A 20,697-nucleotide genomic window follows, 5' to 3' on the forward strand; every position below is an offset into this window, starting at 1 on the left:
TGGTAGGAGAAGCCATGCCCTTCCTGACTGACCGGCTGCATGACACGCAAAGACAGCAAAAACTTGCCGCCGCGCTCGAAGACGAAAATGCCCGCGCCGCAAATCGCGTATCCGGCCCCACCGATACCGCCAGGGCGCTCGCATCGCGTTTTTCATTCGATCTTCAGGCCATCGAAGACGAGCTTCGCGCATTCATCATCGGGCAGGAAGAACCGATCGAGCAGGTTCTGGAAATTCTCAAGGTCGTGCGGGCCGATATCGGCGATCCGCGCAAACCGCTTGCCACGGTTCTGTTCTGCGGCCCCACCGGGGTGGGGAAAACCGAAACCGTGCGCACGATCGCCCGGGCCATGTATGGCGATGCCGACGCGTTTTGCAGGATCGACATGAACACCCTGTCGCAAGAACATTACGCCGCCGCGCTGACCGGCGCCCCCCCCGGCTATGTGGGCTCCAAGGAAGGCACCACGATCCTAGACCAGGAAAAGATCGAAGGCAGCCGAAACCTGCCCGGGCTGGTTCTGTTCGATGAGCTTGAAAAGGCCAGTAATGAAGTGGTCCTTGCCCTGATGAACGTCTTTGACAACGGCATTCTGACCGTGGCGTCCGGGGAACGGACCTATTCCTTCAGAAACAGTCTGATTTTCATGTCTTCGAACCTAGGCGCCCGCGAACTGATGTCGCTTGACGAAGGCGGTTACCGGCTGCGCGAACTGTGGACACGCCTGTCCGCCGCCCGGAAGCCCCGCAACGAGCGTGCGCACGACATTGTCATGAAATGCCTGTTGGACCGGTTCCCGCCGGAACTGGTAAACCGCATTGACCACGTAGACACGTTCAACTGGATCAGCAGCAACAAGATGCCTGAACTGGTAAATGTCGAACTGGAAAGACTCAACAGAAGGTTGAAAAAACACTCCCTTAGGCTTGAAATCTCGGAAGAAGTCAGAGAGTTCATTGCCGTGAAAGGGTATGACAAACGTTTCGGGGCCCGTGGCCTGCGCCGCGCGATGCGGCGCTATCTCGAATTTCCGCTGGCGGGCTACCTTCTGGGCGACCACGGAGACTTTATACCTCCCGACGGAAGTGCGATTATCAGAATCCGTGCCCAATACGCGAACGAAACCGTTTCATTCGAACAGTCGTGAAAGGGATTTGACCTTTGGAAAGTTGGAAAATAGGGCTGCTTTTCTCGGAAACCGGGGTGACATCCATCATCGAACGGTCGCAGCTGAATGGTGCCCTGCTCGCCATTGATCAGATCAATGCGCAAGGCGGTGTTCTTGGCCGCCCGATAGAACCAGTCCGCTATGATCCTTCGTCGATTGTCCACAGATACGGCGAACTGGCCGAGAAACTTATCGTCGATGACAAGATTGGCGTGATCTTCGGCTGCTACATGTCGTCCTCGCGCAAGGAAGTTCTGCCGGTTGTCGAACGCCGGAACGCATTGTTCTTTTACCCGACGCTGTACGAGGGTTTCGAATATTCGCCGAACGTCATCTACGGAGGGGCTTGTCCCAACCAGAACAGCGTTCCGCTGGCTAATTACCTGATGAATACCTACGGCAAGCGTGTCTTCTTTGTCGGCTCTGACTACATTTACCCCAGAGAATCGAACCGCGTCATGCGAAGCGTACTGCGCCAGGGGGGCGGTGAAGTCACCGGTGAAGTCTATTTCGATCTCGATGCCAAAGCCGCGGATTTTTCCGATGTCATCGCCGAAATCATGCGTGTCAAACCGGATGCGATATTTTCGACAGTTGTCGGACAGGCCTGTATCGAGTTTTATAAGGCCTATCACGCCGCCGGCGGCGACGGGCGGGAATGCCCGATCGCGAGCCTGACCACAAACGAAGGGGAGATCGCCGCCATAGGTCCCGAAGCATCGGCGGGCCACATCACCGCCGCCCCCTATTTCCGGTCCATCAACTCTCCGGCCAACCGTCGTTTCCTCAAGGCCTATGAGGCCAAGTTCGGGTCTACAGTGGACGTGACCAGTTGTTGCGAAGCGGCCTACAGTCAGGTTCTCATGTTCTCGCGCGCATTGGAGGAAACCGGCGAAATCGACACCGAATGCCTGCGCGAAGCCTTGCTTGGTGCGAATTTCGATGCCCCCCAGGGCCAGATCAAGATCGACCCGGACAACAACCATACCTACCTTCAGTCGAGAATTGCCAAGGTAAATGAGAACGCCGAGTTCAACGTCGAAGCCAAGGTCCGGCGCGCGATCAAGCCTGACCCCTATCTGGTATTCCCGGCTATTCATGACTGGAGCTTCCGAACTCTGAAAGTGGTTGCAGGCGGACGGCAGCATGAGTGATCCGATTCAGGATCTCCGTGACCTTCATGCGCTGATCGTTCATCCCCGGGACAGAAGCGCGGATGAACTTCTGCAACAGGTCAACAGAATCGGCTGCAACTTCGATCTCAAGTGGCCGCTGCCTAAGACGCTGCCGGAAAAATACGATCTGTTATTCGTGGACGTAACGGACCAGAGCGCGCAACGCCTGAAATCCCTTATCAACAGCACGCCGAAATCCCCGTCGATCGTTGCCATCATCGGTTACGAAAACCCGTCTGTTCTGGAGATGATCTTCGAGATCGGCGCGCATTCCGTGCTCATGAAACCCGTGCGCGCCGCCGGGGTTCTGAGCAGCATGCTGATGGCGCGCCGGTTCCAGCAGGAACAGCGCCGCTTCCAGAAAGACATGACCAAGCTGCGCGAGAAACTGGACAACGTGCAGAAAGTGAACGACGCCAAATTCATTCTGATGCGTCATCGCGGCATTACCGAGCGCGAGGCCTATGACCTGATCCGAAAACAGGCCATGGCCAAGAGAACGACGACCACAGAGATCGCGCAGTCGATCATCAATGCTGAAAGTATCCTGAGTAAAATGGGTGATAGCTAGCACATCGCGGAATGGCTCTTTGCACTTTCCGCGAAAATAGAGGAGGAGTATTCTAGAAATGTCCGATACAGCCAGTCCATCCCACCCCAAAGGGCTTGCCGCCGGGACGCATGTGGATGCCTTGAAATACGAGACAATGTACGCGGCCTCCATCGCCGATCCCGATACGTTCTGGGGCGATCAGGGCAAGCGACTTGACTGGATTACCGACTACACCAAGGTCAAGAATGCCACGTTCGAGTTCGGCAAAGTCTCGATCAAGTGGTACGAGGACGGCTATCTGAACGTTGCGGCCAACTGCATCGACCGCCATCTTGCCACGCGCGGCGATCAGACCGCGATCATCTTTGAGCCTGACAATCCGAAAACACCGGCGCAGTTCATCACCTATCGCGAACTACATGAGAAGGTGAACCGCATGGCCAACGTCCTGCTCAGTCAGGGCGTGATGCGAGGCGACCGGGTGGTGATCTATCTGCCGATGATCCCTGAGGCCGCCTATGCGATGCTGGCCTGTGCGCGCATCGGCGCAATTCACTCCATCGTTTTTGCCGGCTTCTCGCCCGACGCGCTGGCCAATCGCATCAATGACTGCGACGCCAAGCTGGTCATCACCGCCGATACCGCGCCCCGCGGTGGCCGGCGTACGCCGCTGAAAGCGAACACCGACGCGGCGCTACTGCACTGCAAGGACAAGGTGCGCTGCCTCGTCGTCAAGCACACCGGCGACCAGACGACCTGGGTGGAGGGTCGCGATGTCGATCTGCTCGCGCTGATGGAAACGTCCGCGCCGGACTGTCCGCCGCGTCCGATGAGTGCCGAGGATCCGCTGTTCATCCTTTACACCTCGGGATCGACCGGCAAGCCGAAGGGCGTGGTGCACACCTCGGGCGGCTACCTCGTCTATGCCGCTATGACGCATGAATATGTGTTCGATTACAAGGACGGCGACGTCTACTGGTGTACCGCGGACGTTGGTTGGGTCACCGGCCACAGCTATATCGTCTACGGTCCGCTGGCCAATGGCGCGACGACCCTGATGTTCGAGGGGGTCCCTACTTTCCCCGACGCGGGCCGCTTTTGGGAGGTCTGCGCGAAGCACAAGGTCAACCAGTTTTACACCGCGCCGACGGCAATCCGTGCGCTGATGGGGCAGGGGCCGGAATGGGTCGAAAAGCACGACCTGTCGTCGCTGCGGGTGCTAGGCACGGTTGGCGAACCTATCAACCCCGAAGCCTGGAACTGGTACAATGATGTCGTCGGTAAGGGCAAATGCCCCATCGTTGACACCTGGTGGCAAACCGAAACCGGCGGCCATATGATCACCTCTCTGCCCGGAGCGATCGAGGGCAAGCCGGGATCGGCGACGCTGCCGTTCTTCGGCGTGAAGCCGGTGGTGCTGGAGGCGGAAAGCGGCAAGGCGGTCGAGGGCAACGGCGTAGAGGGTGTGCTTTGCATTGGTGACAGCTGGCCGGGTCAGATGCGTACCGTCTGGGGCGATCACCAGCGCTTCATGGAAACCTATTTCCAGCAGTACAAGGGCTACTACTTCACCGGAGACGGCTGCCGCAGGGATGAGGACGGCTATTTCTGGATCACCGGCAGGGTCGACGACGTCATCAACGTCTCGGGTCACCGGATGGGTACCGCCGAGGTCGAAAGTGCGCTGGTCGCACACCAGGTCGTGGCGGAAGCCGCCGTGGTCGGCTACGCGCACGAGGTCAAGGGGCAGGGCATCTACGCCTATGTCACTCTGATGAACGGGGTGGAGCCGACCGACGAGCTGCGCAAGAAACTGGTAAAGTGGGTGCGGACCGAGATCGGACCGATCGCCTCGCCCGACCTGATCCAGTGGGCGCCGGGGCTGCCGAAGACCCGTTCGGGTAAGATCATGCGCCGCATCCTGCGCAAGATCGCCGAGAACGATTACGGCGCACTTGGCGACACGTCGACATTGGCGGATCCCTCGGTCGTCGACGACCTGATCGACAACCGCATGAACCGGGCCTGAACGATGGCGGAAACGACGACCACACCCGCCGTTCTGATCCTCCTCGGCCCGCCCGGCGCGGGCAAAGGGACGCAGGCACGGATGCTGGAAGACCGCTTCGGTCTGGTCCAGCTTTCGACTGGCGATCTCCTGCGCGATGCCGTTGCCGCCGGCACCTCCGCCGGCCTAGCGGCGAAGGCCGTGATGGAGGCCGGCGCACTTGTCAGCGACGAAATCGTGCTGGCCGTGCTGAAAGATCGCATGGCCGAGCCGGATGTATCGCGGGGCGTCATTCTTGACGGCTTCCCGCGCACGTCGGAGCAGGCGGCGGCGCTCGACAACCTTCTGGCCGATGACGGCCGGGGCGTCAGTGCGGCGATCAGCCTCGAGGTTGATGACGAAGCAATGGTCGGTCGGGTGGCTGGCCGTTACACCTGCGCCGCCTGCGGCGAGGGGTACCATGACGAGTTCAAGCAGCCCGCCACTGCGGACATTTGCGACAAATGCGGGAGTTCGGACTTTAAGCGCCGAGTCGACGATAACGCCGAGACAGTGCGGGAAAGGCTGAAAGTCTATCACGCTCAGACGGCACCGCTGATTGCTCACTATGCCAAACTGGGTGTGCTCGATTCGGTCGATGCGATGGGTTCCATTGAGGACATTGCCGGCTGCATTGCCGCGATCGTGAAAGGGGTCAACGTCTGAGGCCCACTTCGAAAGACAGGTGGAGCCGCGACGGGGCGGGGGCTGGTTTCGAGCGTATTCACGAGTTAGCGTTAACCCTCCGGCGGGGGGCGTCTGACGGGGCACTGGAGTGATGCTGACAAGAACCGGGAGGTGGAGAAAGTCATCGGGGGTCTCGCCAAGTCACCGCGACGGCGCGGCGGCATGGTTTCTCGCGTTCGCTGCTGACCGTCTGGCGGCGACAGTTCGGAACGGCGAACTTGCAATCGCAAACGGCCTTGCTTTCGTGCCGGTGAAGATGGTGCCGAATTTTGACGCCCAATCGCCGCGGCAGCCGGCCCCCGACGTCCAGCTCGAGATCATTCTGAGGAACGGACGACACCTGCTCGGGCCCTCGTCGGTGTACCCGAACGCATTGGTATGGTTGCTGCTGATCCTTGAGGGCAAATGATATCCTTCCGGGCGGGGATGCGAGTGTGGATCGCAGGCGGGGTGACCGACATGCGGCGCGGCATGAACACGCTTGCGTTGACGGTCCAGCAGGGGCTCGGGCGCGATCCGTATGCCGGAGAGATCTTCTGTTTTCGCGGCCGCAAGGGCGACCTCGTCAATTTGCTTTGGCGCGACGGCGTCGGCATGTCGCTCTACACCGAGCGGCTGGAGGCCGGGAAGTTCATCTCCTATGGCCTTTGTCAACCATTTCAGGCGTGCGCGATCAATCGCTCCATCGTGGAACGCCACTATTCGGATGAACGCGATCCGCATAGGTGAGGACGCTGGGTTCTATCGACGGTCGCTCAGGCTCCTATTCGGGGATTGGCTACCCCATGATGACGGTGCGTCGGAGGGCTCTCTCGCTCTGGCCGCAGACATGGGTCAGTTGACCTGTCCAGTATCAAGTCGAGGATTCCCTCTACCGCGCCCGACGTCCTCGCGGATACGGATCACGAGAAATGCGTAGCTCAGGCGTGGAGCGGCACCCGGTGCCCGATGTCCCAAACGAAGCCGATAAGTTCGCGAGCGAAGGCTGCGGTGACAACGACCGACCGCTTCCCGCGTGTGCTGAGCCTGCGATGGGTCTTGTGCAGGCGGAGCTGTGCTTTCCAAGCGAGTGCCACGATCTCCTGCGGGACCGGCGGATAGTGCTGCTTCATCCACTGCTCGACTTTGGGCGTCGTCCGGTAGTTCCATGCCGCCTCGCACAGCACCGCCCTCGCGATGGAGCTGCCCGCCTTGGTAGTTCCACGCGGGTTGATGGTGCTGCCGTTGCTATGCTCTCCGGGAGCGAGGCCAAAATAGGCGACGAGCTGGCGCGGATGGGCGAAGCGTGAAAAATCGCTGACCTCGGCAAGGATCGTTGCCGCGACGATCGGACCGACACCCTTGAGCGCCTGCAAGGCCCGCATTTGTGCCGCCCAAGGCGAGTCTGCCAGCATTTCCTGAATCGGGCTTCAATCTCTGTCCTGCGCACCTCGTCCTGTTCGAGCGTATTCAGATAGGTTTGGACCGCGATCTGCAGGGCTGGATGCGCAAACTGCCGACCGCGCAACCATCGGCGATGCCGGGTGCTCCAGGATTTCCCGTCGAACCGCAAATCGCAGCGCAGCAGGAAAGCTTGGATCCGGATGCGGTCCCTTCGCACGTCCTTTCCGGCCGCATGGCGAGCGCGGACCAAGTCACGCAGGGCTTCGTTCAGGGCATCCGGTACCCAGACGTATGTCAGCTCGCCCGCGCGAAGCAGTCGCGCCAACGCGATGGCGTCGCGTCGATCATTCTTTATGCGCTCTCCCGGCTTTCGAGGGGTCAATGAGGGAGCACAGACGCGACAGGCAAGCCCCAGCGCGGCAAGCTGACGCTGTACCGTGTAGCCGCACGATCCGGCTTCATAGACGAACTCGACTGATCCGTGATGACGCTCCAACTTCCGCGCCAGCTTCGCGATCGCGACAGGAGTATTCTCGATCGTGGCGACGACCCTCACCTCACCATGTCGTCCAGCATCCGCGACCGCCGCGCAAATTGTCTCCTTGTGCACATCGAGACCAACGAAGACTCGTATCTCTTCCATGGCAATGCCTGCTGAACGCCGGGGGCTCGCCCGGCCGATAACAGTATGCGACACCCGAGCCACGATAATCTGGAGGGTTCTGTGAGGTCCGTGGGCGGACCTTGGATGCGGGCGCGCCGTGTCGAGCGGACCTCATTGAAGCCGGATTGAACGAAGCCGCGGGCCATTTTGGTGCTATGGGGATTGTGTTGGCTGGGCTGGTCTGGAACGGCGGGATCTCGCGCGGAGGCTGGCGTGATCTGTGTTGGAAAAAGGGTGGTCACGGCCGGCAATGGCCTCTGGCGATCGGTGCTTCGATCTAGTTTGGTGGCTGCTCGCCTGCCGGAACTGCCGGAGCCAACCCAAGCGAGGCCGTGGCTCATAGGTTGTCGGACCGGACCCCGTGGAGGTCGGCTGCCTTTCGCGTGACGGTGGTCTGTTTCGGAGGCTCATGAGCTGTCGTTCCAGTATGGGCGCCCGGGCGGTGTCTGGCCATGATACCAGACGGCGAGCGTGATCATCGGGCGGCCGCAGCAGGGGCAGAGGTGTGCGGCCGTCGCTGTCGCGGGTCTGGCGCGGATTGTTGCCTCCGGTGTCTGAACGGCCAATAACGCGCGACAGGCGGCAAGGCGGACAGCGCGCTGGCCATTGGCGAGGAAGCCGTAATGGCGGATGCGGTGAACGCCGTCCGGCAGGGTATGCAGAAGGAAGCGCCGGATGAACTCTCCGGCGTCGAGCGTCATCTGCCGAGGCCTGCGGCCATGGCGATAGTCGCGCCAGCGGAACGTCACCCTGCCACCCTCCAAGCTGACCAGTCGGGAATTGGCGATGGCGACGCGATGGGTGTAGCGGCTCAGATAGGCCAGCACCTGTTCCGGTCCGCCGAAGGGCGGCTTGGCATAGACGACCCAGTCGCGGCGGCGGGCCGAGGTCAAAAGCCGGGCAAAGGCAGCAGGGTCTGCCAGGTCGGCAATGTCGCCGGAGAAGTGCAGCCGATTGGCCTCGGCGGCAGAGCGCAACGCTTCCAGAAACAGCCGCCGAAACAGGCGCGACAACACCCGGACCGGCAGGAAGAACCCCGGACGGCAGGCAATCCAGCGGGTGCCGTCAGGCGACGGGCCGCCGCCCGGCACGATGCAGTGGAGGTGGGGGTGGTAGCTCAGGGTCTGGCCCCAGCTGTGAAAGACCGCGACGAGGCCGATTGCGGCGCCGAGGTGCCGGGGATCGGCAGCGATGATGCGCAGCGTCTCGGCGGCCGTCCGGAACAGGATGCCATAGACGGTCGCCTTGTTCTGAAGGGCGATCGCCGCGATCTCCGCCGGCAGCGTGAAGACCACGTGGAAATAGGGCACCGGCAGCAGGTCACCTGCGCGCGCGGCCAGCCAGTCGCGCGCCACCGCGCCCTGGCACTTCGGGCAGTGTCGGTTGCGGCAGGAATTGTAGGCCACGCGCACCGTGCCGCAGGTCCGGCAGCCCTCGATATGGCCGCCGAGCGCCGCGGTCCGGCACAGTTCGATCGCGCTCATCACACGCCGCTCGACGCGGCCGAGATGACCGTGATGGACCTGCCGATAGGCTGCGCCATATCGGCGGAAGATATCCGCCACCTCCAGTCGCGCCGACATGCGGTGCGACCTCAGTTCGGCGGCACCACCTCGATGTCGAGCCGGTCGAGCGGGCTTTGCGTCTGCCGAATGAGGCCGTTGGAAACCTTGGTGTAACGGGCCGTACTCGACAGGTGATTGTGGCCGAGCAGCACCTGGATGATACGGATGTCGACTCCGCTCTCCAGCAGATGCGTGGCGAAGGAGTGCCGCAAGGTTTGCACTGTCACGCGCTTGTCGATGCCGGCAGCCGCCCGCGCCGAGCGGCAGGCGGCATGGAGAACCGTCGCGCTGATCGGGCCGGTGCCGTCGCGACGGGGAAACAGCCAATCCGGGGGCCGGGCCAGACGCCAATAGGTCCGCAGGATGTGCAGAAGTTGGGCGGACAGCATCACGTAGCGGTCCTTGCCGCCCTTGCCGTGGCGGACCCGGATAACGCCACGCGCGCTGTCGATGTCGCAAACCTTGAGGCTGACAGCCTCGGACACCCGCAGACCCGCGGCATAGGAAGCCGTCAACGCCGTGCGGGTCTTCAGGCTCGGCACCGCCTCGAGAAAACGTACGACTTCGTCGGCGGACAGCACGTCCGGCAACTTCCGTGGCGTGCGCGCATAGGCAATGCGTTCCGGGGTCTCCGCGTGACCGAGCGTCACGCCATAGAAAAACCGCAGCGCACAGACGGTCTGGTTCAGCGACGACCAGGAAATTCCGTTCGCCACCAGATGGACCTGGAAGGCGCGGACATCCTCAGCGCCAAGGCGGTCGGGAGAACAGCCGAAATAACGGCTGAACTTCGACACCGCATGCAGGTAAGATCGCTGCGTGGCCGGCGACAAGTTGCGGATTGTCATGTCCTCGATCATGCGTCGGCGCAAAGGACTGATGGCTTTGGTCATCGGGGTGCTCCTGTCTGAGGGGATTGGGCTTCAACAACCACTATCCTCGCAGACAGGGCGCCATGGCCCAAACCTCGCAACAGGTGCCGCGTCAGCGGCTTAGTTCAATCTTCTCGAGTTTGCAGAGAGGCCACGCGCGTAGCGCAGCGCGTGGCCGGCGATGCCGCCTGGGTTACACTCAAAAGGCCACGTCATCTGGCCAAGCAGCGGAACCTGCGAAGCGGCGCAGATCTTGGCGGCCCAACTTGGCTATCTCCTCGATCACTCATGTTGATGCCCATCCTTGTCAGGCAGTCCGATTCTCAAATCCAGTTTGGTGATGGTATGATTTCGGAGGTTGCGCACACCGTCCGATACCTAGGGCGTGTCGGGAGAGGTGGCTCGGGAAATTTGAACGGGTGAGTTAAAGCGGTTTGCGTTTGATCTGAATCGGACGGAGATTCACATGGTGCCGATTTTCTGACTTATTTCTTCTGGGAGGTGGATCATGGGCAACCCCTATTCTTTGGACCTTCGGGAACGGATCTGCGCTTACGTTGCTATGGGAAACTCGGCCCGTTCAGCAGGGCGGCTTTTCGGGGTGAGCGCCGCGACGGCGGTTCGGTTCGCGGCGGAGCATCGAGACCACGGTGCTGCACGCCCCAAACCACAAGGTCGCCCGGCTGGTCAGTTCGGCAAGCTGGCACCGCATCGGGTTTTCTGCTGGAGATCGTGCGGGCCGAACCGGACATCACGCCCAAGGAACTCGCCGCCGCCCTGTCGGAAGCATATGGCGTAGATGTTCAACTCTCTTCGCTGCACCGCGCTCTCGAACGGGCGGGGCTATCATATAAAAAAAGGACTGATCGCGGCGGAACGTGATCGGCCCGCGCTGCGCCAGGCCCGCCGAGACTGGATCACGCGTCGTCAGCCCCGCATGCGACAGGAGCCGCACAGGTTGGTCTTCATCGACGAAACGGCGGTCAAGATCATCCTCACGCGGCTGCGCGGGCGCGCCCCAGTCGGGGAACGGCTCTATGGCACGGCACCTTTCGGCAAGTGGGGGCCCCAGACCTTCATCGCCGGGCTGACGCAAGACGCCCTGATCGCACCTTGGGTGATCAAAGGCGCAATGAACAGGACGGCCTTCGACACGTACATCGAGACGCAGCTTGCCCCGGCCCTCGACCCCGGAACCGTCGTGATCCTCGACAACCTGTCTACTCACAAAAGCCCGCGCGCCGCCGAAGCCATGCGCAAGCGAGGCTGCTGGTTCCTGTTTTTGCCCGCCTACAGCCCCGATCTCAATCCAATCGAGATGGCTTTCTCCAAACTCAAAGCCCACCTGCGGCGCATCGGTGCCAGAACCTCTGATGCCTTGTACGAAGCCATTGGCGACATCTGTGACATGTTCCATCCAGACGAATACTGGAACTTCCTCAAAGCTGCCAGATCTGCCTCAGATTAAATGCAAAACGCTTTAGGTGGATTTTCCGCTTCCGATCCGGCAGCGTTGCCGCGCTCACCGCGATACTTCAAACGTTGTGTCATCCTCATCGGGCAAGTTAGCGTTTGACCGATCAAACTTCCAAATTTCGCAAAAAGTGTCGATAAGTTTGCGTGGGGATTCCAGTTACTCGGAGATTCTGATGCCGGATCGGCTTAAGACGATGGCGATTTTGCTCAAAGTTGTGGACAATGGTAGCATCACCGCAGGAGCAAAGGCGATGAATATGCCCATCGCCACCGTCAGCCGCCGGATATCCGAGCTAGAGGCGGACCTCGGTACCCAGTTGATCATACGCTCGCCGCGCGGCCTTGTGCTGACCGACAGCGGGGCCGAATATGTACTGGCGTGCCGCAGAATTCTGGATGATGTTGCCGAGGCCGAGCGTTCGGCTTCGGGTGAGTTCACAACGCCCCGGGGTACGCTGAATATAACGGCGCCAATTGTCCTCGGCCGCTTACACGTTCTGCCTGTCGTTCTGGATTTCCTAGCGCACTACCCGGAGGTTGATGTGCGACTGGAACTGACGGACCGGCGGACAAGCCTCAGCGACGAGCATCTGGATCTTGCGGTGCGTATCGGGCCACTTTCCAACAGCACACTGATCAGACGCAAGATCGGCGAAGTGCGACAGGTGATCTGTGCCAGCCCAACATTTCTGGATGCGCACGGTCACCCATCGACGCCCGACGATCTGCGCGGTGCGAGTTGGATCGATTCTCGGCGATTGCCATCATCCTCGATCTGGAAGTTCGACGCGGAGAATCACACCTTGCTGGTTCCAATCCACAGACGCCTGTCAGTGAGTACGGCTGAGGCGGCCCTCGATGCCGCCGAAGCCGGACTCGGTTTCACGGGTGTGCTTTCCTATCAAGCCGCTGCCGCGGTGCAGGCAGGCCGACTTGAACTGGTCCTGCGGGATTGGGAAGCACCGCCTTTGCCAGTGCACCTGATTTACGAGCCACGCGGCCTAGTTCCGAAGAAACTTCGCGCCTTTATCGATTTCGCGGCACCGCGCATTGCCAAGAGGATAATGCCGACGTGACGCAGGCGTCGGTCACATGCACGCGCCCGTCTCGATCACCCTTCCGTGTGGTATGGAGGCAATGGACTTCGCGCGCGTGCGCAGTTCTTTGCTGCAGCCAGATGACTGTCACGAACCGCCGTCATCGGAGCGATCTGGGCAGTAGCGAATGGTGTGACGATCGGGCGATTCCTTTCACCCAGTGCGAACGTGCTTTCCTACCGCAACGTCGGTCTGGGACACCCGGGTAATGTCATAATCGGACTGCATTTTGTTGATGCTGCCAATGGAAAGACTTGTTACAGAAACTACTTTTCAGCAACATCCAACTATCAGCACCAGCAAGAGACTACAATAATGCGCGAGGGTGCAATTATCGTCGTCGATATCCAGAACGGCTACTTCCCCGGCGGGAAGTATGAACTCAATGGCATGACAAGAGCAGCGGCAAATGCCGCCCGGGTGTTCGAAGCCGCACGGAAGGCGTGAAGACCAATTCGATCGCGGCTCCTCTTGACGACGAAGATGCCGTCGTCAAGAAACACTTCAATGCTTTCCTAGAAACCGACCTAAAGCAAAAGCTCGATGAGGCTGGGATCGAGGAGGTCATCGTGATCGGCGCGATGAGTCATACATGCATCGATGCAGCCGTCCGCGCAGCCAGTGATCTGGACTGCAAGACCACTGTGGTACAGGACGCCTGTGCAACGCGCGATTTGGAATATGCCGGAGTGACGGTCCCGACCCCGTCCGTCCATGCTGCGATGATGTCGGCGCTCGGGTTCGCCTATGCGGCGATCGTCGATACCGAAAATTACCTGTCTTCGTGTGGCCCTTCAGTGGCATCACAAGTCGAAGAAGGGGAGAACTCGGCTGCCCCATCCGGGTTTCCGTGTAACCGGCTAGGGTCGTTTTCCCAGGGGGCCGGTTTGGTTCAAGACCTTTAAGCATGGACATCGGGTTTGTCGCGGCCGGGGCGAAACGCTCTGTCGAAACTGATTCTAGATTTATCCAGCCGTGGGGGCCGATATCGCGTAAGCTGCGCAAAAATATGGATTTTTAAAGATTGACGTGCAGCCTAAGTTATGTCAGGCTCAATCTAAGCACTGAAGCTTATCAGGAAAATCCGGCACCGACGCCTCACGCATTAGCCCTCACGGGTGAATTGCAGTGAGGCTTTTTGCGTTGTCGAAACGAAACTCCGCGCAATTGGTATTGGAGAAAAGATTGCATAACCACTTCCGACCCAAATTCACGGAAACCGAGATCGACTCGCCAGCCAAGCACTTCGTTCCTGAACGGGCTCGTTGAACGAACATATTTCTGCATAACCAACACAAGTGAAATGAGGCGACACAAAATGGCATCGAAAGCAGGGTTGGATCTGAATCGGGGAAGACCGCTCCCGGCCATTGGGACAACCGAAGCCAAATTGCAGCAACGCAAGCTTGACGCGCTGAGCCGCGGGATACACCGGATCAAGGACGCGACCGACCTTCCTTTCGGGATTCACTTGGTTGGTGTCGGACGTGAAGGAGCCCATGTCATTGAGGCCTTCCTTCGCGCCGCTCCCAAAGACTTGCTTGACGCGCCGGGTTCCCGGTTCACCGCCCTCGTCGTCGATATCGGCGATGAAGACCTCGGGCGAGTCCGCTCGGCCGCCGAGGGTTTGCCCGACGACAAGTCACAGGTCGAAACCGTGTCGCTGGACATGCCCGAGATGAGCGAACTCCAGGCATCCCTCTCGCGGTACCCCGAGTTCCTTAAGCTCGAATATCCCCTATACCATGAGAATCCGGATTCGGCGGCTTGGTTGTCGGCGGGAACGCCCCTGCGTTACGAAGATGGAACGGTGCCGCGGGCCGTCGCCAAGGCAGTCTACGGACGCTCTTATTACGACGGCGACCGACCGATGCTCGCGGCACTGAAGCGATTCGCCAGAGGTGTCGAAGCGACGGGGGGCGACTCGATAGTCTGCGTGATCTTCGGCCTTGGCGACAGTACCGGCAGTGGTATCGCCGTGGACCTCGCGCGCCATGTATCGTCGCGCATGTTCGGCCGCCGCATGTTAGTGACCGGCATCGGCATTGCGCCGCATCCTGAGGAGATGGCGCCGGCCCGTGCCGCGCAGCTGCACACCGTGTTTTCCGAGCTTGATGTGCTGTGCGACGACACAAAAAACAAGTTCGTCGAAATTTCTTGTGGGGATCTCTACAAGAACCCGTTTACGGCCGGTTTCGTCATGGTGCCGCAGATCGCGAGCCAAAATGCCCGGCAATCGCACGAGGAGGTCAACCGGCGCCTAGCGATGCTGTTCACGGAGCGTCATGGCGCGAACCTGTGGGAGGCCCTGCGCCTTTTGAACTGGGTGGCCGCGCCCTCGACGCAGCATTCTGCCGCGCGGACTCCCTGGGGTGCACGTTGGATCCACATGTTCGGTTTCGGATCGGACACCGTCGTCCCTGACCCTGCGAAGCTGCGCGACGAACTGGGCTTGTTGGACGATTATCAACCCGAGTTCCTCGAATTGAGGACGCCGGAAGAGCCTGAAAAACGGGTGGTCGAGGCTTGGACCAAGGCACTGGATGGCGCGTTCGCGCCGGAGGTTCCGGCTAGCTGTGTTACGGGAGCGTCCGATAGCACGATGCAGTACCTGCTTCCACGAATGGCCGTTGCCGACCTGTCGGCAGCCTATCAAGCGCAGGAGGCATACGATGCAGAGCCTCCGGAACGCCGGCGCACCCATCACGCATTGCTGCTCGATCAAGGGTTGATCCTGTGCGAGCCGTCGACAGAGCTTGAGGGTATGGCCGGCGCAAACTTTGGCGAAGGGAAGCAGTGGATCGCGGTCCCGCTCAACACGCTTCGCCGTGAAGCGAAGTGAGGGAGTGCGACATGCCACTAGATTGGAAAACAGTCGTCGCGAAATACGGAAACGGTTTTGAAGTGCCAACCATTCGGGGTGGGAAAACTGTAACCATCACTCACGTCGACGACGAAGCGATCCATATCGAAAAAGGGACGATATGGAAGGCGAGCCTTCAGCGCAAGAACCTCGAAAGAGGCGTCGAACTGATCGAATCTGGCGTTATCTCTCGGGATCCGGGGCTCTTCGTCGAAGACTACATGCTGTACGTCGCGCACGAACGCGCAAGTTCCGTCGCGCACATTCTTCGTGACCTTGGTTTCCTCGATGAAACCGAAACCTTCAACATTCGCTGCTGATCGAGGTCACCAGTGTCCTAACTAAGGCGCGCTGAGGGGAGATCAAGACAAATGATTTCTCCTACCGCAATGAAGAAGAACTTTACTAAGTCCAACCTAGAGGAGAAACTATCAATGGCATCATCATCTCTCTATAACAGCGCCACAGGCATGCAGTCTCCGCACTGCATTCATGCACTCGGGGTCGGTCGCACCGGGGCAGCGTATATTGAAGCTCTGTTGCGCACAGGTGAAATCGAAGATCTTCTGGCCGAAGATCCTCGCGCTACTTGCGCCATCATGATCGTCGATATTGGCCAGCAGGACATGGAAGTGGCAATTGATTATGCCAATTCTTTCAAGAAGCGTCTTGAATCGCGAGGGGTCGAGTCCGACCGTTTCAACTTCCAGGCCATTGCCCTGCCGGTGCCGGAACGCGACGAATTCTTCGAGGGTCTCAATCGGACCCGCGAATTCCTGAAACTTGAGTATCCGCGCTACTACTGGAACCCGAACTTCGAGTCCTACGTCTCGCACAAGTACAAGATGCCACCCGCGGGCAGCCACTTCCCACGTCTCGTCGCGAAGGGCATCTATGCTAATGCGTACTATGCTGGCGAGCGGCCGATGGAGCAGGCCCTGAACAGGTTTGTCGACACGATCGAAAAGGCTACCCTGCCGTCGATGGTTCTGGTTCCCTTCAGCATCGCTGGTGGTACGGGCAGCGGCATGGTCGTCGACCTGGCGCGTCACCTCTCGAATGTGAAGCTTGGCCGCCGTATCCCCGTGATCGGCGTCGGCCAGTTGTCGCACAGTGGTGATGATGACTCGGTGCACAACTGCGCTGGTCAGTATTGCGCTCTGAACGAACTCGACTGCATGCTTGACGACGACAAGAACAACGGTGTCACCACCGTCTGGGGCGAACTGTACAAGAGCCCGTTTACGGGCGGCTTCTTTGTCGTGAACCCCGAGCACAGCTGGCAGCGTCTGACATCCTACACCACTACGGGTGAAAAGGAAGTCCGGCAGAGCTTCCGCCAAATGGTCACCAACCGTTTCGTCGCCGACTCCTTCATGCGCTTTGCGGTGCTGGATTATGGTCGTGTTCTGTTCCGAGCGCTACGTCCGGCCGGCTTCACTGGCGCTCCGCACGAGACGCTTTCCTCGAAGTCGCGGAACTGGACTCTCTTCGACGTCGCAAAGCTCACACACCCTGGCGTTCAGGTCTTGCCGGGTGAATCCCAGTCGAAATGGCAATCTGTCCTCGCGCAGTGGGTTGACTTCATCCCTGAGCACAGCGGACTGCGGGACGGCTTCAAGACAGACTATGCCGAAGTGCACGTCCACGCCTCGCGCGACATGGGTTTCGAGAACATCGAAAAAGCCGTTAAGGAGCTGGTTACGAAGACATACCTGCTCGAAGGTGACTCGACTTACCAATCGTACAACCACGAGTTCTTCGACGCTTTGACGTCCTATGCGAACGTCATCATGCCTGGCGTCGCCAAGACGGATCTGCATGCGTTCTGGGAGAGCCAGAAGAGCTACGACAAGCTCGACTGGGAGACCAAACTGCATGAGCATGCCTGGCTGGTCGACATCGGTCCGATGCTGTCGGAGCCGGCGATCCGTTTCGAAGGCATGGCGGGCGAGTGCATCTGGGGCTGTGCGTGCTGGGTGGTCGTTCCGTACGACCAAATTCGTGGCGACAAGTTGCCGCCGGAAAACCGCAAGATCATCCTCGAAGACTCCATTGCGGCGATGACTGGCACAGTGGTCACCACACCCGGCGGTCAACCCAAGCAGGCCGCAAAAGCGCACGCCTAAGTTCACCAAACTGACCTGAAAGAACCGGAGTTGTGCCTCGCGCGCGGCTCCGGCCAACAGAAGAAGGGTTTTGTTCGATGAACGAACGTCTCGATCCATTGTTGATAGCGGACGAGCCTTACTATCACAGCGTGGGTAACGAAATCGCACTGTTCGACGCCGCCATGGCCCGTAGCCTTCCAATGATCCTCAAGGGTCCCACTGGCTGCGGAAAGACCCGCTTTATTGAGCACATGGCGTGGCGGATGAAGGTTCCGTTGATAACCATGGCCTGCAACGAGGACATGACGGCCTCGGATTTGGTCGGGCGTTGGCTGCTCGATGCGCAAGGTACCGTGTGGCATGATGGCCCGCTCACAAAGGCTGTGCGACACGGCGGAATCTGCTATCTAGATGAATTCGTGGAAGCGCGGCAAGACACTACTGTCGTCATCCATCCGCTGACGGACGATCGTCGAATCCTGCCGTTGGATAAACGCGGTGAGGTCGTCCAGGCTCACCCGGATTTTCGACTGGTGGTGTCTTACAACCCGGGCTACCAGAGCGTCGCGAAGGATATGAAGCCTTCCACACGTCAGCGTTTCGGTGCCATTGAGTTCAATTTCCCGCCGCCCGATACAGAGGTCGAGATTGTCTCCCACGAAAGCGGCGTTTCGGAGGAAATAGCTCAACGGTTGGTGGCGGTTGCGACTCAGTCGCGCAAATTGCGGGGCAGGGGGCTTGATGAGGGCATCAGTACGCGCATGCTGATCCATGCCGGTGCGTTAATTGTTGAAGGTATCCCGACACATGACGCCTGCGCGCTCGCAATGACGACTCCGCTGACAGACGACAGCAATCTTCATACGGCGCTTACTGGCTTCATAGAAGCGCAATTTGGGCCTCGGTGATGAACACGCACGTCGCCACAAACCAGATGCCACTTTTTGTGCAGCGACTGGATCGTTTGCGCAAACTGGATAGTGCAGCGCACGCCGCGTTAATCGAGGCCCTTCCGTGGCTGACCGAATATCTAACCGACGAGTCCGAGTTTACCACTTTGGCAGATATTGTCGCCGAAGTTGCCGGGGAAGCCCCGGAAACTGCAGGGCGGTTGGCCGAACGTGTCAAAGTCCAGCCCGAGATAGTGGCCGATATTCAGGGCTTTCGTCGGTGGGTGATCCATGGGCTGAAGCATCGCAGCGACAGTACACAAATGCTTCGCCACTTTGAAACGAGTGACCCGCTGGCCTTTGCAGATCATCGCGCCTCAAGCCACACCGAACATTTGCTGCGTCGGCGCGAGGCGTTGTGTCACTACATTGCGGGGTTTGGCTTCGACGACATGGCCATTGACTTGCACGAACCGATCAGCAAGGGGGTTCCGCAACCATCGCTGACAGTAAGTCCGATGGGGATGCAGTTTCCCCGCCGATTTGCGAGCGAGCATCCCGAAGAGCGCGATATCCTGTACCGGGCCATGCTCGCCCATGCGGCCGCACATTTGCGGTTCTCGCCGCTAGAACGGCCAATCGGGAACCGGCGCCCAAATCTGGTTGCGTTGACCGCCCTGATTGAGGACGCCCGGGTCGAACGCCTCATGCTGCAGGAACATCCGGGCCTGCACGCCGTATGGGACCGGTTCCACACAGCATCGAAAGAAAAGTCGGGATTCGACCTTGCGGGTCTGATGGCGCGCTTATCGCGTGCGTTGCACGACCCGACCTACGACGATCCCAATCCCTGGGTTCAAAAGGGCAGGGAACTTTTCGAGGAGGCCGCCGCCGAAAACCTGCACGATGTCTCATCGTTTGACCGTCTGGCGAGGGAATTGACACTTGCCGTTGGCAAGATGCGACTTCAACTTCCACGCCACTATCGGCCTTCGCCGATCTATCGCGATGACAATTCCTTGCTGTGGGGCGAGGACCAAGCTTTGCCTGTAGACGATAGCATTGAGCCCGAAATTGAGCCGATCGAGTATCGGCCGGCCGAAGAGGTTCCGGTAGAACAGGACCTTTCGGGTGTTGATCCCCGCAGGCGCTATCGCTATCCGGAATGGGATCATCAACTTCTCGAATTACGCGAGGAATGGACGACTGTTCTAGAGGACGCTCCGGACCTCCGTCAGGCGCAATCCTCTCGGGCAAAACCCGTGCGTGGGATCCGCGAAAGCCTCAAGGGATCCGAGAGGATCCCCGACCGCTCAATACGTTTGAAGCGATTGCCGGAAGGCGACGACCTCGATCTGAACGCAGTGATCGACAATGCTGTGGAGCAGCGAGCTGGTATTGCACCCGATGGCCGCATTTTTGGCCGACATGGACGCAGGCCCAAATCGACCTCGATCATCGTACTGATGGATTTGTCGGTCTCTACCGACCGGTTCGTGCCCGGAAGCTTCACCCGAGTGATCGACCTTGAAAAGCAGGCTGCCGTTGCAGTGACCGAAGCCCTCGATTCCGAACACAACCGCGTTGCCGTACACGGCTTTGCCTCCAACGGCCGACACGAGGTTAATTATTACTGTGTCAAAGGGTTCAACGAGCCGTTCGATGACGCCCGGCACAAGCGTTTGGAGGGATTGACAAGCAGGCTTTCGACGCGGATGGGCGCCGCCCTTCGTCACGCGGGCGCGTTGCTCGAGAAAGAGATTTCCGACAACAAGATAATACTGTTGCTGACCGACGGCGAGCCTTCAGACATCGATGTAGTTGACGAGGATTATCTAATCGAAGATGCGCATAATGCCGTCGTTACGGCTGCGGCGAAACAGGTCAGGACATTTTGCCTAACACTTGACCGCCGCGCCGACGACTACGTGCGCCGGATTTTCGGAAGTCGAAACTATCTCATTTCGGAACGCGCGTCGACGTTCACCGATTTCGCCGGAAGTGCGCTGGTCCGGATGCTAGCGCCATGATCAAGAACCTACATAACCAGGGCATTCCCGAACCATCGGACTGGTCGGGCATCTTAGCGGCGGAGAACCTTTTCAAGTATCTCCAGACGTCTAGCCCGTTCAACCGAAGACCGGA

At 59.6% G+C, this 20,697-nt stretch carries 18 protein-coding genes and 2 pseudogenes; 16 read left to right on the plus strand and 4 right to left on the minus strand.

Going from position 1 to position 20,697, the window contains the following annotated elements:
* Positions 1-14 precede the first annotated feature (14 nt).
* The 7 genes from G9Q80_RS03625 (at position 15) to tnpB (ending at position 6,360) form a co-directional block, all read left to right on the plus strand.
* On the plus strand, positions 15-1,148 hold the full coding sequence (locus G9Q80_RS03625) for an AAA family ATPase (RefSeq protein ID WP_168246370.1): 1,134 nt from the start codon (positions 15-17) through the stop codon (positions 1,146-1,148).
* 14 nt (positions 1,149-1,162) lie between these two features.
* A complete protein-coding gene (locus tag G9Q80_RS03630) occupies positions 1,163-2,323 on the plus strand; it encodes a transporter substrate-binding domain-containing protein (RefSeq protein WP_168246371.1) in 1,161 nt (386 codons plus the stop codon).
* Positions 2,316-2,915: an ANTAR domain-containing response regulator gene (locus G9Q80_RS03635; RefSeq protein WP_168246372.1), complete on the plus strand. Its 600-nt coding sequence runs from the start codon at positions 2,316-2,318 to the stop codon at positions 2,913-2,915. The genes G9Q80_RS03630 and G9Q80_RS03635 overlap by 8 nt, the downstream gene beginning before the upstream one ends.
* Before the next feature lie 136 nt (positions 2,916-3,051).
* Complete coding sequence (gene acs / locus G9Q80_RS03640) at positions 3,052-4,926, plus strand: acetate--CoA ligase (RefSeq protein WP_246870474.1); 1,875 nt, start codon at positions 3,052-3,054, stop codon at positions 4,924-4,926.
* Positions 4,927-4,929: 3 nt separating this feature from the next.
* The gene (locus tag G9Q80_RS03645; protein WP_168246374.1) at positions 4,930-5,610 is read left to right on the plus strand and encodes an adenylate kinase; all 681 of its coding nucleotides are present in this window, start codon (positions 4,930-4,932) and stop codon (positions 5,608-5,610) included.
* Positions 5,611-5,722: 112 nt separating this feature from the next.
* A complete protein-coding gene (locus G9Q80_RS28030) occupies positions 5,723-6,040 on the plus strand; it encodes a hypothetical protein (RefSeq protein ID WP_246870468.1) in 318 nt (105 codons plus the stop codon).
* Between the two features lie 23 nt (positions 6,041-6,063).
* Positions 6,064-6,360 (plus strand): IS66 family insertion sequence element accessory protein TnpB, encoded by a 297-nt coding sequence (gene tnpB / locus G9Q80_RS03655; RefSeq protein ID WP_210426148.1) that lies wholly within the window; start codon positions 6,064-6,066, stop codon positions 6,358-6,360.
* Positions 6,361-6,551: 191 nt separating this feature from the next.
* Here the strand turns inward: tnpB and G9Q80_RS28685 are convergent, their stop codons facing one another.
* The 4 genes and pseudogenes from G9Q80_RS28685 to G9Q80_RS03670 all read right to left on the minus strand — a co-directional run bounded on the left by G9Q80_RS28685 (position 6,552) and on the right by G9Q80_RS03670 (position 10,136).
* On the minus strand, positions 6,552-6,986 hold the full coding sequence (locus G9Q80_RS28685) for a transposase (protein WP_447257666.1): 435 nt from the start codon (positions 6,984-6,986) through the stop codon (positions 6,552-6,554).
* Between the two features lie 266 nt (positions 6,987-7,252).
* Positions 7,253-7,657, minus strand: a pseudogene (locus G9Q80_RS28690) (IS110 family transposase); the annotation flags it as partial.
* A 428-nt stretch (positions 7,658-8,085) separates the two neighbouring features.
* A complete protein-coding gene (locus tag G9Q80_RS03665) occupies positions 8,086-9,261 on the minus strand; it encodes an IS91 family transposase (protein WP_168246376.1) in 1,176 nt (391 codons plus the stop codon).
* Between the two features lie 11 nt (positions 9,262-9,272).
* A complete protein-coding gene (locus G9Q80_RS03670) occupies positions 9,273-10,136 on the minus strand; it encodes a tyrosine-type recombinase/integrase (RefSeq protein ID WP_168246377.1) in 864 nt (287 codons plus the stop codon).
* A gap of 487 nt (positions 10,137-10,623) precedes the next feature.
* Between G9Q80_RS03670 and G9Q80_RS03675 the strand changes: the two are divergent.
* The 9 genes and pseudogenes from G9Q80_RS03675 (at position 10,624) to G9Q80_RS03710 (ending at position 20,582) form a co-directional block, all read left to right on the plus strand.
* Positions 10,624-11,583 (plus strand): annotated as a pseudogene (locus tag G9Q80_RS03675) (IS630 family transposase).
* A gap of 181 nt (positions 11,584-11,764) precedes the next feature.
* Positions 11,765-12,667 (plus strand): LysR family transcriptional regulator, encoded by a 903-nt coding sequence (locus G9Q80_RS03680; protein ID WP_168246378.1) that lies wholly within the window; start codon positions 11,765-11,767, stop codon positions 12,665-12,667.
* Between the two features lie 189 nt (positions 12,668-12,856).
* Positions 12,857-13,135 carry a cysteine hydrolase family protein gene (locus G9Q80_RS28035; RefSeq protein ID WP_246870469.1) on the plus strand — a complete coding sequence of 93 codons (279 nt, stop codon included), beginning with the start codon at positions 12,857-12,859 and terminating at the stop codon, positions 13,133-13,135.
* Complete coding sequence (locus tag G9Q80_RS03685; protein WP_349237764.1) at positions 13,132-13,593, plus strand: isochorismatase family protein; 462 nt, start codon at positions 13,132-13,134, stop codon at positions 13,591-13,593. Before G9Q80_RS28035 ends, G9Q80_RS03685 begins: the two co-directional genes overlap by 4 nt.
* 413 nt (positions 13,594-14,006) lie before the next feature.
* Positions 14,007-15,530 carry an FtsZ/tubulin family protein gene (locus G9Q80_RS03690; protein ID WP_168246379.1) on the plus strand — a complete coding sequence of 508 codons (1,524 nt, stop codon included), beginning with the start codon at positions 14,007-14,009 and terminating at the stop codon, positions 15,528-15,530.
* A gap of 11 nt (positions 15,531-15,541) precedes the next feature.
* Positions 15,542-15,871, plus strand: a complete 330-nt coding sequence (locus G9Q80_RS03695; protein WP_168246380.1) for a hypothetical protein — start codon at positions 15,542-15,544, stop codon at positions 15,869-15,871.
* A 69-nt stretch (positions 15,872-15,940) separates the two neighbouring features.
* Positions 15,941-17,680, plus strand: a complete 1,740-nt coding sequence (locus tag G9Q80_RS03700; RefSeq protein ID WP_210426149.1) for an FtsZ/tubulin family protein — start codon at positions 15,941-15,943, stop codon at positions 17,678-17,680.
* A gap of 77 nt (positions 17,681-17,757) precedes the next feature.
* On the plus strand, positions 17,758-18,570 hold the full coding sequence (locus tag G9Q80_RS03705) for a CbbQ/NirQ/NorQ/GpvN family protein (RefSeq protein WP_168246381.1): 813 nt from the start codon (positions 17,758-17,760) through the stop codon (positions 18,568-18,570).
* The gene (locus G9Q80_RS03710; RefSeq protein WP_168246382.1) at positions 18,570-20,582 is read left to right on the plus strand and encodes a nitric oxide reductase activation protein NorD; all 2,013 of its coding nucleotides are present in this window, start codon (positions 18,570-18,572) and stop codon (positions 20,580-20,582) included. Before G9Q80_RS03705 ends, G9Q80_RS03710 begins: the two co-directional genes overlap by 1 nt.
* Positions 20,583-20,697: the final 115 nt, after the last annotated feature.

This window comes from Mameliella sp. LZ-28, from assembly GCF_012274245.1.
GTDB classification, from domain to species: Bacteria; Pseudomonadota; Alphaproteobacteria; order Rhodobacterales; family Rhodobacteraceae; genus Antarctobacter; species Antarctobacter albus.

Excerpts from the sequence above, each read along its gene's own strand:
- G9Q80_RS03625 (WP_168246370.1), top strand. The coding sequence starts at position 15 with ATGCCCTTCCTGACTGACCGGCTGCATGACACGCAAAGACAGCAAAAA.
- G9Q80_RS03635 (WP_168246372.1), top strand. The coding sequence starts at position 2,316 with ATGAGTGATCCGATTCAGGATCTCCGTGACCTTCATGCGCTGATCGTT.
- acs (WP_246870474.1), top strand. The coding sequence starts at position 3,052 with ATGTACGCGGCCTCCATCGCCGATCCCGATACGTTCTGGGGCGATCAG.
- G9Q80_RS03645 (WP_168246374.1), top strand. The coding sequence starts at position 4,930 with ATGGCGGAAACGACGACCACACCCGCCGTTCTGATCCTCCTCGGCCCG.
- G9Q80_RS28030 (WP_246870468.1), top strand. The coding sequence starts at position 5,723 with ATGCTGACAAGAACCGGGAGGTGGAGAAAGTCATCGGGGGTCTCGCCA.
- G9Q80_RS03665 (WP_168246376.1), bottom strand. The coding sequence starts at position 9,261 with ATGTCGGCGCGACTGGAGGTGGCGGATATCTTCCGCCGATATGGCGCA.
- G9Q80_RS03670 (WP_168246377.1), bottom strand. The coding sequence starts at position 10,136 with ATGACCAAAGCCATCAGTCCTTTGCGCCGACGCATGATCGAGGACATG.
- G9Q80_RS03680 (WP_168246378.1), top strand. The coding sequence starts at position 11,765 with ATGCCGGATCGGCTTAAGACGATGGCGATTTTGCTCAAAGTTGTGGAC.
- G9Q80_RS03690 (WP_168246379.1), top strand. The coding sequence starts at position 14,007 with ATGGCATCGAAAGCAGGGTTGGATCTGAATCGGGGAAGACCGCTCCCG.
- G9Q80_RS03695 (WP_168246380.1), top strand. The coding sequence starts at position 15,542 with ATGCCACTAGATTGGAAAACAGTCGTCGCGAAATACGGAAACGGTTTT.
- G9Q80_RS03700 (WP_210426149.1), top strand. The coding sequence starts at position 15,941 with ATGAAGAAGAACTTTACTAAGTCCAACCTAGAGGAGAAACTATCAATG.
- G9Q80_RS03705 (WP_168246381.1), top strand. The coding sequence starts at position 17,758 with ATGAACGAACGTCTCGATCCATTGTTGATAGCGGACGAGCCTTACTAT.
- G9Q80_RS03710 (WP_168246382.1), top strand. The coding sequence starts at position 18,570 with ATGAACACGCACGTCGCCACAAACCAGATGCCACTTTTTGTGCAGCGA.